At 41.4% G+C, this 16,689-nt stretch carries 15 protein-coding genes; 9 read left to right on the forward strand and 6 right to left on the reverse strand.

The features are described 5' to 3' along the window. Nucleotides 1-38: 38 nt before the first annotated feature. Nucleotides 39-500: a GAF domain-containing protein gene (locus tag SLH46_RS08370; protein ID WP_320280717.1), complete on the reverse strand. Its 462-nt coding sequence runs from the start codon at nucleotides 498-500 to the stop codon at nucleotides 39-41. An 80-nt stretch (nucleotides 501-580) separates the two neighbouring features. On the opposite strand from SLH46_RS08370, the gene SLH46_RS08375 reads away from it, so the two are divergent. The 3 genes from SLH46_RS08375 (at nucleotide 581) to hutH (ending at nucleotide 4,117) form a co-directional block, all read left to right on the forward strand. Continuing rightward, a complete protein-coding gene (locus SLH46_RS08375) occupies nucleotides 581-937 on the forward strand; it encodes a DUF4870 domain-containing protein (RefSeq protein ID WP_320280718.1) in 357 nt (118 codons plus the stop codon). 87 nt (nucleotides 938-1,024) lie between these two features. Further along, nucleotides 1,025-2,386 carry a histidine--tRNA ligase gene (gene hisS, locus SLH46_RS08380; protein WP_320280719.1) on the forward strand — a complete coding sequence of 454 codons (1,362 nt, stop codon included), beginning with the start codon at nucleotides 1,025-1,027 and terminating at the stop codon, nucleotides 2,384-2,386. Nucleotides 2,387-2,614: 228 nt separating this feature from the next. Further along, nucleotides 2,615-4,117: a histidine ammonia-lyase gene (gene hutH, locus SLH46_RS08385; protein ID WP_320280720.1), complete on the forward strand. Its 1,503-nt coding sequence runs from the start codon at nucleotides 2,615-2,617 to the stop codon at nucleotides 4,115-4,117. 54 nt (nucleotides 4,118-4,171) lie between these two features. Here the strand turns inward: hutH and SLH46_RS08390 are convergent, their stop codons facing one another. After that, entirely contained in the window at nucleotides 4,172-4,687 is a 516-nt protein-coding gene (locus SLH46_RS08390) for a thioredoxin family protein (protein WP_320280721.1), read from the reverse strand. 302 nt (nucleotides 4,688-4,989) lie between these two features. Between SLH46_RS08390 and SLH46_RS08395 the strand changes: the two genes are divergently transcribed. After that, complete coding sequence (locus SLH46_RS08395) at nucleotides 4,990-5,697, forward strand: NigD1/NigD2 family lipoprotein (protein ID WP_320280722.1); 708 nt, start codon at nucleotides 4,990-4,992, stop codon at nucleotides 5,695-5,697. Between the two features lie 116 nt (nucleotides 5,698-5,813). Further along, the gene (locus tag SLH46_RS08400) at nucleotides 5,814-7,898 is read left to right on the forward strand and encodes a S9 family peptidase (protein WP_320280723.1); all 2,085 of its coding nucleotides are present in this window, start codon (nucleotides 5,814-5,816) and stop codon (nucleotides 7,896-7,898) included. Nucleotides 7,899-7,958: 60 nt separating this feature from the next. Here the strand turns inward: SLH46_RS08400 and SLH46_RS08405 are convergent, their stop codons facing one another. Together SLH46_RS08405 and SLH46_RS08410 are read right to left on the reverse strand one after the other, a co-directional pair. Beyond that, nucleotides 7,959-9,212, reverse strand: a complete 1,254-nt coding sequence (locus SLH46_RS08405) for a M14 family metallopeptidase (protein WP_320280724.1) — start codon at nucleotides 9,210-9,212, stop codon at nucleotides 7,959-7,961. 12 nt (nucleotides 9,213-9,224) lie between these two features. Next, the gene (locus tag SLH46_RS08410; RefSeq protein WP_320280725.1) at nucleotides 9,225-10,445 is read right to left on the reverse strand and encodes a peroxiredoxin family protein; all 1,221 of its coding nucleotides are present in this window, start codon (nucleotides 10,443-10,445) and stop codon (nucleotides 9,225-9,227) included. Nucleotides 10,446-10,548: 103 nt separating this feature from the next. Between SLH46_RS08410 and SLH46_RS08415 the strand changes: the two genes are divergently transcribed. Together SLH46_RS08415 and malQ are read left to right on the forward strand one after the other, a co-directional pair. Further along, nucleotides 10,549-11,649, forward strand: coding sequence for a Gfo/Idh/MocA family protein (locus SLH46_RS08415; protein ID WP_320280726.1), 1,101 nt, complete (start codon nucleotides 10,549-10,551; stop codon nucleotides 11,647-11,649). Continuing rightward, nucleotides 11,639-13,117, forward strand: coding sequence for a 4-alpha-glucanotransferase (gene malQ / locus SLH46_RS08420; RefSeq protein WP_320280727.1), 1,479 nt, complete (start codon nucleotides 11,639-11,641; stop codon nucleotides 13,115-13,117). Before SLH46_RS08415 ends, malQ begins: the two co-directional genes overlap by 11 nt. Before the next feature lie 123 nt (nucleotides 13,118-13,240). Here the strand turns inward: malQ and SLH46_RS08425 are convergent, their stop codons facing one another. Beyond that, nucleotides 13,241-14,044, reverse strand: a complete 804-nt coding sequence (locus SLH46_RS08425) for an alpha/beta fold hydrolase (RefSeq protein ID WP_320280728.1) — start codon at nucleotides 14,042-14,044, stop codon at nucleotides 13,241-13,243. Between the two features lie 32 nt (nucleotides 14,045-14,076). Next, nucleotides 14,077-14,790 (reverse strand): pyridoxine 5'-phosphate synthase, encoded by a 714-nt coding sequence (locus tag SLH46_RS08430; protein ID WP_320280729.1) that lies wholly within the window; start codon nucleotides 14,788-14,790, stop codon nucleotides 14,077-14,079. Between the two features lie 69 nt (nucleotides 14,791-14,859). On the opposite strand from SLH46_RS08430, the gene SLH46_RS08435 reads away from it, so the two are divergent. Both SLH46_RS08435 and SLH46_RS08440 read left to right on the forward strand, forming a co-directional pair. Beyond that, entirely contained in the window at nucleotides 14,860-15,522 is a 663-nt protein-coding gene (locus tag SLH46_RS08435; RefSeq protein WP_320280730.1) for a CBS domain-containing protein, read from the forward strand. A 13-nt stretch (nucleotides 15,523-15,535) separates the two neighbouring features. Next, nucleotides 15,536-16,417, forward strand: a complete 882-nt coding sequence (locus tag SLH46_RS08440) for an NAD kinase (RefSeq protein WP_320280731.1) — start codon at nucleotides 15,536-15,538, stop codon at nucleotides 16,415-16,417. The last annotated feature ends 272 nt before the right edge of the window (nucleotides 16,418-16,689 follow it).

Genomic DNA, 16,689 nt, shown 5'->3' on the forward strand with positions numbered 1-16,689 from the left:
GCCATCGGTTTTTTTATGCTTTTATACTGACTTAGTAACTAAATCCAGATTAACTCCAAAATTTTCTCCAACCAGTGTGTATCTATGTCAGTGAAAGATGCTTTTTCTGAGCTGTCGATATCCAATACGCCAATTATTTCACCGGTTTTGTTTTTAAGCGGAACTACGATTTCCGAATTCGAGCGGGCATCGCATGCAATGTGTCCTGGAAAAGCGTGCACATCTTCAACAACAATTGTTTCTTGTTTATTGTAGGCGGCCCAGCAAACGCCTTTGTCTTTTTCCAGAATCTGGCAGGCAACCGGTCCTTGGTACGAGTTAACGGTCATTTCTCCATCCTCAATCAGGTAGTACCCCGTCCAGAAAAAGTAATCCATTTTATGGTGCAGAACCGCAATTATAGTTGCCATTCGCGCCTGTGCGTTATTACTTTTTAATACGAGTTCGCTAAGTTGTTTATAGATTCTTCCGTATCGGCCTTCTTTTTTCCTGTCTTCCATTTTTATATTAAATCTGCCTGTTGAATTATTGCACGAATAAACAAAAAATCGTTAGTTTAGTTGACCTAAAAACTGAAAAAATGCACCGAATAATCGATGATCCAAACGAACGACAATGGGGAATGTTAGTACACATAGCTGCTTTGGCAACTTTTATATTGCCCGTTGCCGGAAATATAATTGGCCCGCTTATCGTATATCTGATCAAAAAGGACGAGTACGAATTTGTGAACGAACAGGGCAAGGAAGTCCTTAATTTCCAGATCACCTGGTCGATCATCTTTTTCATTTCAATTATTTTGATTTTTGTCGGCATTGGCATTTTAATGCTGGTTGGATTCGGAATTGCCTGGTTGGTTTTGGTTATTGTTGCCGCCGTGTCGGCCAGTAACGGCACGCCATACCAATATCCGTTTACCATCCGCTTTTTGCAGTAATATTAATTGCTGGTTTATTCCTTTTTGGCAAGCCTGTTTGTTTAAAGAGAAATTCTTACTTTTGCAGCCTCATAAAATTTTAAAACGATGGCACAAAAACCTTCGATACCAAAAGGCACCCGCGACTTTTCACCTGCAGAAATGGTGAGAAGAAATTATATTTTCAATACGATTAAAGATGTATTTCGTTTATATGGATTTCAACCGATTGAAACACCTGCAATGGAAAACCTTTCAACATTGATGGGAAAATACGGTGAAGAAGGGGATAAGCTGTTGTTTAAAATTCTGAATTCGGGTGATTTTATTTCGAAGGTTCCGCAGGAAATGTTGAACGAAAAAAACTCGAACAAGCTTACCACAAAACTTTCGGAAAAAGGCTTGCGCTACGACTTAACAGTGCCATTTGCGCGCTACGTTGTGCAATACCGAAACGACATTGCATTTCCGTTTAAACGTTACCAGATTCAGCCGGTTTGGCGTGCTGACCGACCTCAGAAAGGACGTTACCGTGAGTTTTATCAGTGTGATGTAGATGTGATCGGAAGTAACAGTTTGCTAAACGAAGTGGAGTTGGTGCAAATTATCGATGAGGTTTTCCAGCATTTGGGAATCAATACCACGGTAAAGATCAATAACCGTAAAATTTTGGCCGGAATTGCCGAGGCCATTGGTGAAGCCGACCGAATGGTTGATATTACTGTCGCCATCGACAAACTTGATAAAATCGGTTTGGAAAAGGTGAATGCCGAAATGCTGGACAAAGGAATTTCGCAGGAAGCCGTTGATAAACTTCAACCGATTTTAAAACTGGAAGGAAACACCGTTGAAAAACTGGCACAGATTGAAACGGTTATTGGAGGAACCGAAATTGGTGCGAAAGGTATTGCCGAAATGCGTACCATGTTTGCGTACCTTGAAAATATCGAGTTAAATACAACTGTTGAACTCGACCTGACTTTAGCGCGCGGATTAAATTATTACACGGGTGCTATTTTCGAGGTAAAATCGAATGATGTACAAATTGGCAGTATTTGCGGTGGTGGTCGTTACGACGACCTGACCGGGATTTTTGGAATGCCTGATGTTTCCGGCGTAGGAGTTTCATTTGGTGCCGAGCGTATTTACGATGTGCTTGTTCAGTTGGATGCTTTCCCTGAAGAATCGCTGGAAACAACAAAAGCATTGTTCGTGAATTTTGGTGAGAAGGAAGAAGCATACTGTTTGCCGGTTTTGGCCCAGTTGCGTAATAACGGTATTAACGCAGAGATCTTTCCTGAAAGCGCCAAAATGAAAAAACAGATGACATACGCCAACCGTAAGGAAATTGCCTATGTAATTCTGGCCGGCGATAACGAGATAGAAGCCAATAAGTTTACGCTGAAAAATATGGAGACCGGCGATCAGCAACTCGTTGACGCGGCAGAACTGATAAATATCCTTAAATAGCAGATCGATTTGTACGATATTGCCCCAAAATATAATTGAGCAATGATTGTGTCGGTTTTAAAACGTACGGTAAAAGTACTGGGCGGAGACGTTCGTTTTCCGTGAGTTTGTATTTGATTTTATGACGATATATTCCGAAATTGTTGGAATATGAAAAATTGCGGGTAAGGGTTTTACCTGTTTTTACAATTATCATTTATCAAATAAACATAGTCATACAATTAGATCATGGCAAACCGTATTTTCGCAATAACACCCAAAAATCTCACTTACGAGATCATTCAGGATATTCTGGAAAACAATGTAAAGCTTAAGCTTTCTGATATTTCCATCGAACTTATAAACAAGAGTAAAAAGTACCTCGATAATAAACTCGAGCGGGCAGAAAAACCACTTTACGGAATTAATACCGGTTTTGGTGCCTTGTGCGATATCGAAATTTCAAAGGACGAATTAAGCAAACTGCAGGAAAACCTGGTGGTTTCGCATGCCTGTAATATCGGTCCCGAAATTCCCGGCGACGTGGTGAAATTGATGTTGCTCTTAAAAGCACATGCACTTTCAAAAGGTAATTCAGCTGTTCAGTTGATAACCGTTCAGCGAATCCTGGACTTGTTTAATAACGATGTTTTGCCGGTTGTGTGTGAGCAGGGCTCGCTTGGTGCAAGTGGCGATTTGGCGCCTTTGGCAAAACTGTTCCTTCCACTGCTTGGTTTAGGCGAAGTTAACTTTGGAGGAAAAAAACAAGCATCGCAGGTTGTGCTCGAAAAGTTTGGTTGGGAACCGATTAAACTGGAAGCCAAAGAAGGATTGGCGCTGTTGAACGGTACGCAGTTTATGAGTGCTCACGCCGTTTATACCTTGCTTAAAACATTCCGGATTATCGATCAGGGAGATATAATTGGAGCACTTTCGCTGGATGCATTTGATGGTCTGATTGAGCCATTTTCAGAAAATATTCAACGTATTCGTCCGCACAAAGGGCAGGCTGAAACGGCAAAGAATTTCAGAAATGTTTTAACCGGCAGTGAAATGCAGGCCAAACCAAAAGAACACATTCAGGATCCGTATTCTTTCCGTTGTATTCCGCAGGTTCATGGTGCCGTAAAAGATGCTGTAAATTATGTCGCTACCGTTGTTGAAACCGAGATTAATTCGGTGACGGATAATCCAACTGTTTTCCCGGATGAAGACCTGATCATTTCAGGAGGAAACTTTCACGGCGAGCCACTGGCCTTGTCACTCGATTTTCTGGCCATGGCACTTAGCGAACTGGGAAGTATTTCCGAACGAAGAACGTATCGTTTAATTTCAGGCGAACGTGGTTTGCCCGAATTTTTGGTTGCCAATCCCGGACTGAATTCAGGATTTATGATCCCGCAATATGCAGCTGCTTCAATAGTGAGTCAGAATAAACAACTTTGTACACCTTGTGTGGTAGATTCTATTCCATCGTCGAACGAACAGGAAGATCATGTAAGTATGGGAGGAAATGCTGCCACAAAAGCATTAAAAGTTGTACTGAACACTGAAAAAATTCTGGCAATTGAATTGTATAACGCGGCACAGGCAATGGATTTTCGCCGACCAATTAAATCGTCACCATTCATCGAAAACTTTATTAAACAGTACCGTAAAAAGGTACGTTTTGTAGAAGAAGATGTGGTGATGTATGAGGCCATAAATCTTACCATCGAGTTTTTAAACACGACAAAAGTCAATCACCTATAAACAAAAAAGGCTGCCTGAAAATTTTCAGGCAGCCTTTTTTTATTTCTTTTGGTATTAAAGTGCTTCGTTACTTTTCTTAAGCAAAATTGTGTTGATGTTTTGTGTAAACATCTTTTTTGTGTCTTCTTTGGTACGGGCAATTCCCGAAGCCATTGTTGGTTTTCCTTCCATCGGAATATAAAGGAATGCAGGAATACTTTTTACTCCAAATACCGCAGCCAACTCGCGTTCAACTTGCGTATCGATTTTGTAAATAATAACGTCTCCGGCAAATTCTCCGGCCACTTCTTCCAGAATAGGAGCGGCAGTACGACAAGGACCACACCAGTCGGCATAAAAATCAATTAAAGCCGGTTTGTCTCCTTTGTATTTCCATTCTTGTGGCGAGTTTTCATAATCCCAAACTTTTTCAAGGAACATGGCCTTGGTTAGTTTTGTAGTTGCTTTGTCAGCCGCAGCAACCGATTCACCCGGGTTATCCGATGTATTGTTTTCTGCCTTGGCATTGCAAGAAGTATATCCTACAAGAAGGAAAGCAGCCAATAGTAACGTTGTAAGTTTTGTTTTCATTTTATTATTGCTTTTATATTTATCAACCTTCAATACAAATCAATTGTTCAAATATATGTAATTATTTAGATATGTACATGCAAAACGTATGCCAATTTAATTTGTATAAAACTACAAACTATTTTTTGCCTTTTACGCAACCTTTTTTCTTTTTCTGGAATCTAACAGTTGTGATTAAATGAAATTGAGAGTGATGAAACGTGCCTGATAAATTTCCGTTTAAAAGGTCGGAGACTAATTCTGCGCGTTACCTGTCTACCATGGCAGGATGAATTACCGTTTAAATTTAAAAGTATAAACGAATGAAAAAGTTAGCATTTGGGATTTTAATGAGTTTGCTGGTTGTTTTTACCGGTTGTTTGGATGACGACGATGGTTATTCCTTAGGGGATTATTGGATCGGATTCGGTATTTACAAAGGCGACGGGGAGAGCGCCGGAACACTGGTAATGGACAACAATTATGTTTTGGTGGCTGTTGCCGCAAACGATGGGATGTGGTACGAGAATTTTTCGGATGGCGATCGTGTGTTGGTAAATTATACCATTTTAGATGAGGATGAAACCAGTAGTTCGGAAGAACGCTACTACGTAAAAATTAACGATATCAGTGATGTGCTAATGAAAGGAATACTGGACATTACTGAAGAGATTGTGGATAGTATTGGTAATGATCCGATTATTGTTGAAGACGCATGGATTACTGACAGTTTGTTGAGTTTCAGGCTGAAATACTGGGGCTATAACCAAACGCATTTCCTGAATTTGGTGAAAACACCCGGAGAACTGACTGCTGAAGATCAGCCAATTCAACTGGAATTACGGCACAATGCAAATGGAGATGCGGAATCGATTCCTTATACAGCGTACGTGTCGTTTAGTTTGAACAGCCTGCGTATAAACGATCTTGATTCGGTACAATTTGAAGTTACGGCGACAGATTACGAAGGGGATTTGTATCAGGACAGTGGTGTGTTTAATTACAGCGATCTGGAATTACCCATACCATAATAATTAAAGGTGTAAAGTTAAAGGGTGTCCGCTTGGGCACCCTTTTTTGTGCAAAAATCATTGCCAGAAGCATTTAAATGTATTTATTTTGGTTACAAATTTTTCAAAATAGTAAGATGAAGAAAATTGCACTTTTTATTTTAATTGCCATGACAATAGTTAGCTGTACGCAAAAAGAGTCGGGTCAGGTAGCCAAAAACTTTGTGCCCGAAACTCCGAAACTAAGTTCCGATGTGATGACTCCTGAAGTTCTTTGGTCGTTTGGCCGCCTTGGAGGAGCAACGGTTTCACCCGATGGTTCCACTGTTTTGTACACGGTAACTTATTACAATATCGAGGAGAATAAGTCGTACCGCGATATTTATTCGATTCCGGTTGCCGGGGGAGAAGCAAAAAATCTCACCAACACCGCCAGTAACGAATACAATGTGGTTTGGCGTCCCGATGGAAAAAAGATTGGTTATTTGTCATCAGCTTCCGGCAGCGTTCAGTTATGGGAAATGAATCCTGATGGTAGCAATAAAACACAGGTTTCAGAAATCGAAGGTGGAATATTTGGATTTCAGTATGCCCCCGATATGTCGAAGATTTATTACCTGCAGACTGTAAAACTTGATGACGATATTCACGATCTTTTCCCTGATCTGCCAAAAGCTAATGCACGACTGGAGACAGATATTATGTACCGCCATTGGGATACCTGGCACGATTATACCTACAACCATATTTTTATTGCCGACTATTCAGATGGCAAAGTAGGAGCGGGAAAAGACATTATGACCGGTGAACGTTTTGATTCGCCAATGAAACCTTTTGGCGGAACCGAGCAAATTGTTTGGAGTCCCGATTCAAAAACACTGGCCTATGTTTGTAAGAAAAAGGTGGGTAAAGAATATGCCGTTTCTACCAATTCTGATATTTATATGTACGATGTGGCAAGTGGCAAAACCAGCAACTTTACTGAAGGAATGATGGGCTACGACCAGAATCCGGTTTATTCGCCCGATGGGAAATACCTGGCCTGGGAAAGTATGGAACGCGACGGTTACGAATCGGATAAAAACCGTTTGTTTGTAGCCGATCTGGAAACAGGAGGAAAGAAAGATTACAGTGCTGATTTCGATCAGAATGCAGGCGCATTAAGCTGGAGTGTCGATTCAAAATCAATTTATTTTATCAGCGACATTCACGCAACGGATGAAATTTACCAACTGATATTGGCCGATAATTCAATAAGCCGTTTAACTGATGGCGTTCACAATTATCAAAGTGCAGTTCCGGTTGGAAGCCAGTTATTGGCACAAAAAGTTTCCATGTCGCAACCGGCTGAATTGTATTTGGTTGATCCGGCCACCGGAAAAGAAGAGGCATTAACTACAGTGAACAAAGGTGTTCTCGATCAGCTGACCATGGGAAAAGTGGAAAAACGCTGGATGGAAACTACCGACGGAAAACAAATGGCTGTGTGGGTGATCTATCCGCCGCATTTCGATCCGAATAAAAAATACCCGGCACTGCTTTATAACCAGGGTGGACCACAGGGAACGGTAAGCCAGTTTTGGTCGTACCGTTGGAATTTCCAAATGATGGCAGCCAATGATTATATTGTTGTGGCGCCAAACCGTCGTGGATTGCCAGGTTTCGGTCAGGAATGGAACGAACAGATTTCAAAAGACTACGGTGGCCAGAATATTAAAGACCTACTTACTTCCATTGACGAAATGGCCAAAGAACCTTTTGTTGACGAAACAAAACTGGGAGCAGTTGGTGCAAGTTATGGTGGTTTTTCAGTAATGTACCTGGCCGGAAATCATGAAAAACGTTTTAAAGCCTTTATTGCGCACGATGGTATTTTTAACTTCGAACACATGTACACCTCAACCGAGGAAATGTGGTTTGTGGATTTTGATTACGGCGGTGCCTACTGGGATAAAGACAATGCTGCAGCGCAACGTTCGTACTCATTTTCTCCGCATAAATATGTGCAGAACTGGGATACTCCGATATTGATTGTGCAGGGAGAAAAAGACTACCGTGTACCACCGGAGCAAGGAATGGCAGCGTTTAATGCGGCCGTTTTGCGTGGCGTGCCTGCTGAAATGTTATACTTGCCGGAAGAAAACCACTGGGTGTTACAACCTCAAAATGGTATTTTATGGCAACGTGTATTTTTCAACTGGCTGGATAAATGGTTGAAATAACAAACTGAGATAAAAAAGAAAATGCCATCCGTCAACCGACGGATGGCATTTTCTTATGGCTTAATTTTCAAGCATAATCTCCATAAGGTTGACGGCTGTTAATTCGCCTTTTTTCTTTATCAGCTCACGTGGTGTGCCATCGCCAACTTCGTAGGTGACGGCCTCGGCACCAAATTCATGAAAAATAGATACTGTTGAATTAATTCGTTGGGCATCCACTCCATTAGGGCGGATATTTGGATCATAACCCGGAATATCCTCTGCCATGGCCTGAATAATTTTTGGAACAATTCCCGGCATATTTCCTTCCAACTCAGGTGCGATAGTGTAATAAATATCTTCGTAGGTGGAATGAAAATCGATCATAAAATAGAATTTCCCCTGCTCCGCAACTTTCTCCTGCATGAATTTACGGATGGCTTGTGTCTCCGGCTGGTTGAAAGCTTCCCAGTCGCGGTTCAGGTCGATTCCTCCGGCTCCATGACGCCAGTGACCATGGTCCACACCATCGGGATTTACACAAGGTACCACGTAAATGCAATATTCATCTCTGAATTTCTCAGTCAACTTAGCTGAGGCGCATAATTCCTCTGTAAAAGCTTTCATCGCCAGCCAGCCGGTAACTTCAGGTGGATGCTGGCGCGAAAGAACCATCAGCATTTTTTTGCTTTCCGGATTGCCAATTTGAAGATATTTGATTGAGCGACCTTCTTTGCTTTTTCCCAACTCATCAATACTTACAAATGAGTTTTCGGCAAGTTCTCCGGCCCACTTGTAAATATCTTTTGACACAATCAATTCCTGTGCTGCCACCCAGGTTGTATCGCTGTTTACCGACAACGTGAATTCACACAATTTAGGAGATTCACCTTTTGTTATCGATGCCGTATCGGCTAAGTAAACTGTTGAATCAACCGAAACCCAGTTTTTTTTGTCGGTACTGATTTTGGGATAATAGCGGTGTCCAACTCCTTCGTTATAAGTAATTTTTAGCTGAATCTCTTTTTCTGTGTCCGACCAGATTTTAAACGCATACCACGGACTTGGGTTAATTGGTGTGTTTTCAGGCGTTATCAAAACGGTAACTTCGTTTTCTCCGGTAAGTGCAACACCGTTTAGCCGGGCTCCATCGAATTCGTTTGACAGAAATATACCGTTGCCCACCGCAAAAGTCTTTTTAAGTTGGTATTGAATGGGGCGGGTGAGCGTACTCACTTTTTTTATAGGTTCCTGACCTTTCCATTTGGTGTCTTTAGGCTGGCACGACCACAGAAATGAAAGTATTAAAAATGCGAAAATCAGGTTATGTCTCATGATTATTTTGGATTAGATGGTTTCGTTTAGTAGAGTTTCGATTAATTCTTCGGTTTCTGTTTTGTATTGCTCGTAAGCGACTCCCGTTCCCGGCCCGGAAAAACCAGTGTGTATTTCCCGTATTTCACCTTTTTTGTCGATATAAATGGCAGTTGGGTACGAAATAATTTTATTCAGCATGGGCAGAGCTTCCGCTGCTTTTTTCTTGTTTGAAGTACCTGCCAAAACGAGCTCCCACGAAACATTCAGGTCGTTTCGGTAACGTTCAATGCGTTGTTGGAAATAGTCGAAGTCGGGTTTTATTTCAAAATCAAGCCCGATAATTTCCAGGCCGGCGGCATTATACTTTTCGTACACTTCAGCCAGAAAGCGAGTTTCATCCATACAATTCGGGCACCAGGTTCCAAAGATCTGAACAATGACTGCTTTTCCTTTATATTTTTCATCGGCTAACGAAATCGTATCTCCATTTTCATTAGGGAAAGCAAAACTTAATTTGTCGTATCCCGGATTCAGATAGGTTAGCGTTTTCATATCAGCCAATTCGGCATCGGTTGTTTTTATCGCACTCCACTTTGTTTTATAGCTGTTGCCGGAGTAGAACAGCCCTTTTAAAGTGGAGTCGCTGAGTTCAGCCGTAAACATAAAAACATGCGCGCCATCAAAACACGAGAGTTGCATCGTATTCTTATTTACAATGCCTTCAAGGTAGCGGTAGTCGCCGGTTTCTGTTTGGAAAGTTCCTGTAATATGGTTCCCATCTTGTTCAAAAATACCAATTGCCGGATTGCCGTTTTCTTCTTCTCCAAAGTTCACTTTCCATTTCCCCGAAAAAACAGTCGCATTTTCATCCGTAATTTCAAAACGATCGTTTATGCCATACTCGGCTTCAAACGGAATTGGAAGTACTTTGCTTTTATTGTAGTTGAAGTATTCGCCACTAATCTTATCGCCACTGATTTTGCCTTTGAATTCAGAACCAAAAACCGGCATTTTTATAAATACGGAATCGCCTTTGTAAGTTATTTCCTGAACGTCAATCTGTTCGTCGGCGTTTGTAACCAAGAGGTGTTTCTCATTCAGCACTTCAACATTGAAAGGAATTTTTTGATCCGGATTTTGTTCGTCGATTTGGAACGCGAAAAGCCAGTTCCCTTTTTTTAACACAGAGTCGGTTTTGGGAGCGCAGGAACACAGCAATCCCATTAAAATATACAGCGCAGTTTTTTTCATAAAAAGTATTTTGCCTTAAATCTAAACAAAAATTAAAGAGTTGGTCCGGCCCGGGATTATATTGATCAAAACATTATTTTTGACGAAACATTAGAAGCAAAACATGCAAAAAATACATGTAGGTTTTATTGGAGCAGGCGGAATCGCCCGTGCACATGTCTACGCCATTCAGGCCCTGAAGTTTTATTATAACGAAGTTCCCGAAATTGTTTTGGAGTCGGTTGCTTCGGCAAGAAAGGAAAGTCGCGAGTCGTTTGCCAAACAAATGGGATTTGAAAAGGCCGAGTCTGTCGAGGATTTTGCTAAGAATGATAAAATTGAAGCCGTATATATTTTAGGGCCGAACAAAGTGCATTTCGAGCATTTTAAACTGGCCTTGCAAATGCCGAACGTAAAATATATTTACCTTGAAAAACCGGTTTGTTCTTCGTTGGAAGAGGAAGAGCACATGAAAGAGCTGCTGGAAACTGCAGAAAAGAATGTTCGCATCCAGGTGGGCTTTCAATATTTGCAAACTTCATCGGTTCGCGAGGGTTTGAAATTCTGGCGTTCAGGAAAAATAGGAAGGCCAATTCATTTCGATTTGAAATATTATCACGGCGATTACCTGCAGGAAAGTTACCGTAAAAAACGTGTTACACGTTTAACTCCTGCGCCCGATGGTGGCGCGATGGCCGATTTGGGTTCGCACGGAATTAGTTTACTAATGGCTTTTATGGGAGAGGAGCTGCAAATTACGAGCGGTCTGCAGGCCGGCGATTTTGAAGGAGTACCAGCAGGATCTGATTTGTTTAGTTCTCTATCGTTATATGAGCCAAAAACCGGTGCTGTTGGAAACATGGCGGCAAGTCGGATAAGCTCCGGTTCAGGCGATTTGGTGTCACTGGAAATTTATGCTGAAAACGGAGCATTCCGTTACTCTTCGCAAAATCCCGAATACTTCGAATATTACACCGAAGGTTCGGATCAGTGGGTTAAACAAGTGGTTGGCAGCAATTACAAACCGGTAACCAGTTTTCCTTCAGGGCACGTTCCGCCGGGATGGTTACGCTCGATGGTGCATGCGCATTACCAGTTTTTTACCGGCGATGATGCAGAGGCTGTAATTGCTGACCTGAAACACGGACTGGCGGTGCAACGCATCGTTCGCGAGACTGCTGATCATTTAAAACAATTCAGAGAAAACTTTAAGAATGACAAATAGAAAAAGTGGAATTCTTCTGCATATAACCTCGCTGCCGGGGCAGGAAGGTGTTGGAACATTGGGGAAAGAGGCGTACGACTTTGTTGATTTTCTGGAGGAGAGCGGTCAGAAACTCTGGCAGATTCTTCCGCTTGGGCCAGTTGGCGCCGGAAATTCGCCTTATCAGTGCTACTCTGCTTTTGCCGGAAATCCGGTGTTGATAGATTTGGAGATTCTTGCAGAGGAAGACCTGCTGAGTGGAGAGGACTTTCAGGCCGTACCAGCCTTCAAGAAAACGAAAGTTGAATTTGATAAAGTTTCAGCATGGAAAAGCCCAATGTTGAAAAAAGCTTTTCAACAATTTCAGGAGAATAAATTTGACCATTTCCGCGATGAATATTATCACTTTTTGAATGAACATGGATGGTGGTTGAACGACCATGCTTTGTTTATTTCTGCCCGTGAATATTTTGGTGGACTGCACTGGAGCGAGTGGGATCGTGGAATAAAATTCCGGGAGCCGGAAGCCATAAACAATCTTTCCGAAAGACTGGAACAGCAGATTGCCTTTGAAAAATTTGTTCAGTTTATGTTTTTCAGGCAGTGGCACAGGTTAAAACATTATGCCAACGAAAAAGGAATTCAGATTGTTGGCGATGTGCCGCTTTATGTTTCGGGCGACAGTTCGGATGTTTGGACAAATACCGATATTTTTCTGTTGGATGAAGAATTAAATCCAACAGAAGTTGGAGGTGTACCTCCTGATTATTTCTCTGAAACAGGCCAGTTGTGGGGCAATCCGGTTTTTAACTGGCAGCGCCTGAAAGAACGTGAATACGATTGGTGGATGGCACGCCTGCATTTTAATCTGAACATGTTTAACCTGGTGCGTATTGATCATTTTCGTGGTTTGGAATCGTTTTGGTCGGTTCCGGCTGACGAGGAAACTGCCATTAACGGAAAGTGGATACCTGCGTATGGTTACGAAATGCTGAGTTTGATTAAAAGTCATTTAGGAGTTCTGCCTTTTATTGCCGAAGATTTGGGAATTATAACTACAGAAGTTGATCATTTGCGCGAGCGCTTCAACCTGCCGGGAATGAAAGTGTTGCAGTTTGCGTTTACCACTGATGCAGCGAATAAGGATTTGCCACACAACTACGAACGAAACTGTGTGGTTTATTCCGGTACGCATGATAACAATACAACTTTGGGGTGGCTGAATGAGGTTGAAGCTGAAGAAAAGGAACTTGTGGAGAATTACCTTACACAAGAAAATGCAGCAAGACAAATTATGACTTTGGCTTTGGCTTCGGTAGCTGATACAGCAATCTTGCCCATGCAGGATGTATTGGAGTTAGACGAAAAATCGCGAATGAACACTCCCGGAACTGCAACAGGAAACTGGGGATGGCGATTCCAGTGGAAACAATTGAAAGCAGGGCAGAAGAAGTTTTTGAAGGAAACTACGGAGAAGTATAATCGATGATTAAGGCAAAAGTCGAAAGTCGAAAGGAAAGTTCAGTGTTTCAGATACAATTATACAATTTGTCAGTTTCGCAATTTTTCAATCTAATTCAATCTTAAAATCAATCTGCATCAATCTCTTCGATTAGCAACACAGAAAAACTGCTTCAGCAAACTTTTGCGGTTGTTCAGCGTGTAACCAGTGTCCGGCATCGGGAATGTCAACAATTCTGGCTTCCGGGTAAATCTCTTTGATGAGTTCTATATCCTCGTCCTGAATGTATTTCGATAACAAACCACGGATAAAAATTACAGGATAAGCAGTTATCGGAATTCGGTCGTCGAGCCAGTGAATATTTACGCCGCTAACAATCTCTTCCAGATAATCGTAAAGCACTTCAGCATTTACCCTCCATTGGAACTGTTTTGTTTCTTTATTTTTCTCAACATTTTTAAGCAGAAACATGATGATTCGTTCGTCATCGATCTTTTCCGCCAAAAAATCCTCCACATCATTTCGTGATTTTATCAACGAGAAATCAATGTCCTGCATGGCCAGCAGAATATTTTGATGGAGGTAAAATTGTCCTTCTTGTTTTAATTGCAGGTAATCTTTAGGTGCAATGTCGGCAATAACAAGTTTCTCCACCTTCTCGGGGAAATCGGCAGCAAACCACATCGCCACTTTTCCGCCCATGCTATGCCCCAGAATTGTTGCTTTTTCGATGTTATGCTTTTCAAAAAACTCTTCCAGGTCATCGCGCATGTCGTTATACGTATGCGATTCTGAAAATCCTGATCGTCCATGGTTTCGCTGATCTATCATATAAACCGTGTGCTTTTCGGCCAGACGTTTGGAAATATTCATCCAGTTGTCCGATGATCCGTAAAGTCCGTGTATAATTACCAGTGGCGATCCACTACCTGTTTTCCTGTAATATAATTCCATAAAGTGTTAATTGCGATCCTTCCAGTTTCGGATTATTTCAGGCAGTCGAGGTATTTTTGTATGGTGGTTTCCAAACCTAAATAAAGTGCATCGGCAATTAGCGCATGCCCGATCGAAACTTCTTTTAAATTCGGTATTTTATGATACATGTAATTCAGGTTCTCCAAACTCAAATCGTGACCGGCATTTACATCGATACCTAAATTTGCCGCCATTTTGGCCGCTGCAACAAATGGTTCGATTGCTTTTGTATGGTCAATCGGATAAAGTGTTGCATAAGGCTCTGTGTACAGTTCAATACGATCTGTTTTTATTTCGGCAGCACCTTCAACAGCTTTTTCATCCGGATCAACAAAAATAGAAGTCCGAATTCCAGCTTCCTGTAAACGTGCAATTACATCTTTCAAAAAACCAAGATTTTTCCAGGTATCCCAACCGTGGTCGCTGGTTAATTGAGCGTCGGTATCCGGAACCAAAGTAACCTGGTCGGCCTGCACTTCAATAACCATTTTCAGGAAATCTTCGCTCGGATAACCTTCGATATTAAATTCAGTTGTAATCAACGGTTTTATCTCGTATACATCTTTACGTGTAATGTGCCGTTCGTCGGGGCGGGGATGAATAGTGATACCCTGTGCTCCGAACTTCTGACAGTTGATGGTTGCATCTTTTACACTGGGCACTTTGCCACCGCGAGAGTTTCGCAGTGTTGCAATTTTATTTATATTTACACTAAGTCTGGTCATATTGAAAAATTTAAAAACGCAAGTTACTATTTTCAGACTGAAGGAATAACATTAAACAGTAAAGTTTTGTTGGCAGAAAAACTAATATCGGACGTAATTCCGTCGATCACAAGTTCGGAGAAAGGACGTAAGGCATTGAGCCATATGGACGTATATCGCGTTTCGCATATTCCGGTGGTTGACGATACGAAATACCTTGGTTTGGTTTCTGATAAATTGATTTACGATCTGAACCTGGTGGAGGTGCCTATTTCAACAGCGCTTGATAAACTGAACACCACACATGCCCACAAAGATCAGCATATTTTTGAGGTGGCAATTGTAATGTACAAGCTGAAAATTAGTGTGCTGCCGGTTCTCGATGTCGATCATTATTACCTTGGTGCAATTACTCTATACGATTTGGCTCGGCGTTTTGCCAGCCTGTTTTCGTTGCAGGAAGTTGGTGGCGTGTTGGTAATCGAAATGAATGTTAGCGATTATTCCGTGTCGCAGATCAGCCAGATTGTGGAAAGTAACGATGTGAAGATTTTGAGTTTCTTTGTCGATCGTAAGCCCGGTTCGAATGTTTTGGATGTAATAATTAAACTCGATTCGGAAGAACTTTCAGGAGTGGTGCAGGCTTTAATGCGATACGATTATAATGTGAAAGCAGTATACCAGGACCGGTCGATGCTAAGCGATCTGTACAAAGACAGATTCGATCAGTTTATGAAATTTATGAATATTTAAATCGATTACAATAGTGAAAGTTGCAGTTTTTGGCACACTGGTTTCTGATGAGTTTGTTCCTGTTTTGCAGGAATTTTTTAGTTTTCTCCGTGCACATAAAATAGAGGTGCAATTGTACAAGCCTTTTTATTCGCATCTGGTTGAAGAATTGAACAGCTCCACCTATTACACTTCGTTTTTCCATTCCTACTCCGATTTTGATAATGAAAATGAATTCATTTTTAGCGTTGGTGGCGACGGAACATTTTTGCAGTCGGTACTGAATATCCGCAATTTCGATATTCCTGTTATTGGTTTGAATGGTGGTCGCCTGGGATTTCTGGCCGATATTTCGGATGACCAGGTTAACAGTGCACTTGAAAACATTTTCAGTCATAAGTATAAAATTATTGAGCGGTCGATGCTGGAAGTAGAGTTTTCGAACCAGGAGAATCTAGAATTTAATTATGCGCTCAATGAGATGACAATCCTGAAGACGGATAACTCTTCGATGTTAAATATTACCGCCAGTATTAATGGCGAATTTCTGAACAATTACTGGGCCGATGGTTTGATCATTGCTACACCTACCGGATCAACTGCATACTCGCTTAGTGTTGGCGGACCAATTCTTACACCCAATTCGGCCAACTTTGTAATTACTCCGCTGGCACCGCACAATTTAACCATCAGGCCGATTGTTGTACCCGACACCTGCGAGATTGAATTAAAAGTTGAAGGGCGGGGGACAAACTACCTGACTTCGCTTGATTCGCGATCGGTTGCTGTTGAGTTTTCAACTAAAATAAAAGTGAAAAAGGCAGGCTTCAATTTAAAAACACTTCAACTTCCTGAACAACCCTTTTTCAATACATTGCGCACCAAGTTAATGTGGGGAATGGACCGCAGAAACTGAATTTCGCAGGCCTACTTAACAATTTTTAATCTTTGTTTGGGTTTTATAATAGCTAAGGGGCATGTTATTTTTAGAATTATATTACTTTTGTAGCTTTTGAAAGCAAAAGTTAAAACGTTTTTATACGTTTAAGTTCATTGATATTCAGATTGTTATGAGGTTTGTTTTTGCAGGGGTAATTGCATGCTTTGTCATGTGTTTTTACCGTCAAAAACCGGGTTTTTGAATCGCAGGATAGATTTCATTTCAAAATGAAGAAAATGAGAAAAATA

This window comes from Draconibacterium sp. IB214405 (assembly GCF_033963885.1).
Lineage (GTDB): Bacteria > Bacteroidota > Bacteroidia > Bacteroidales > Prolixibacteraceae > Draconibacterium.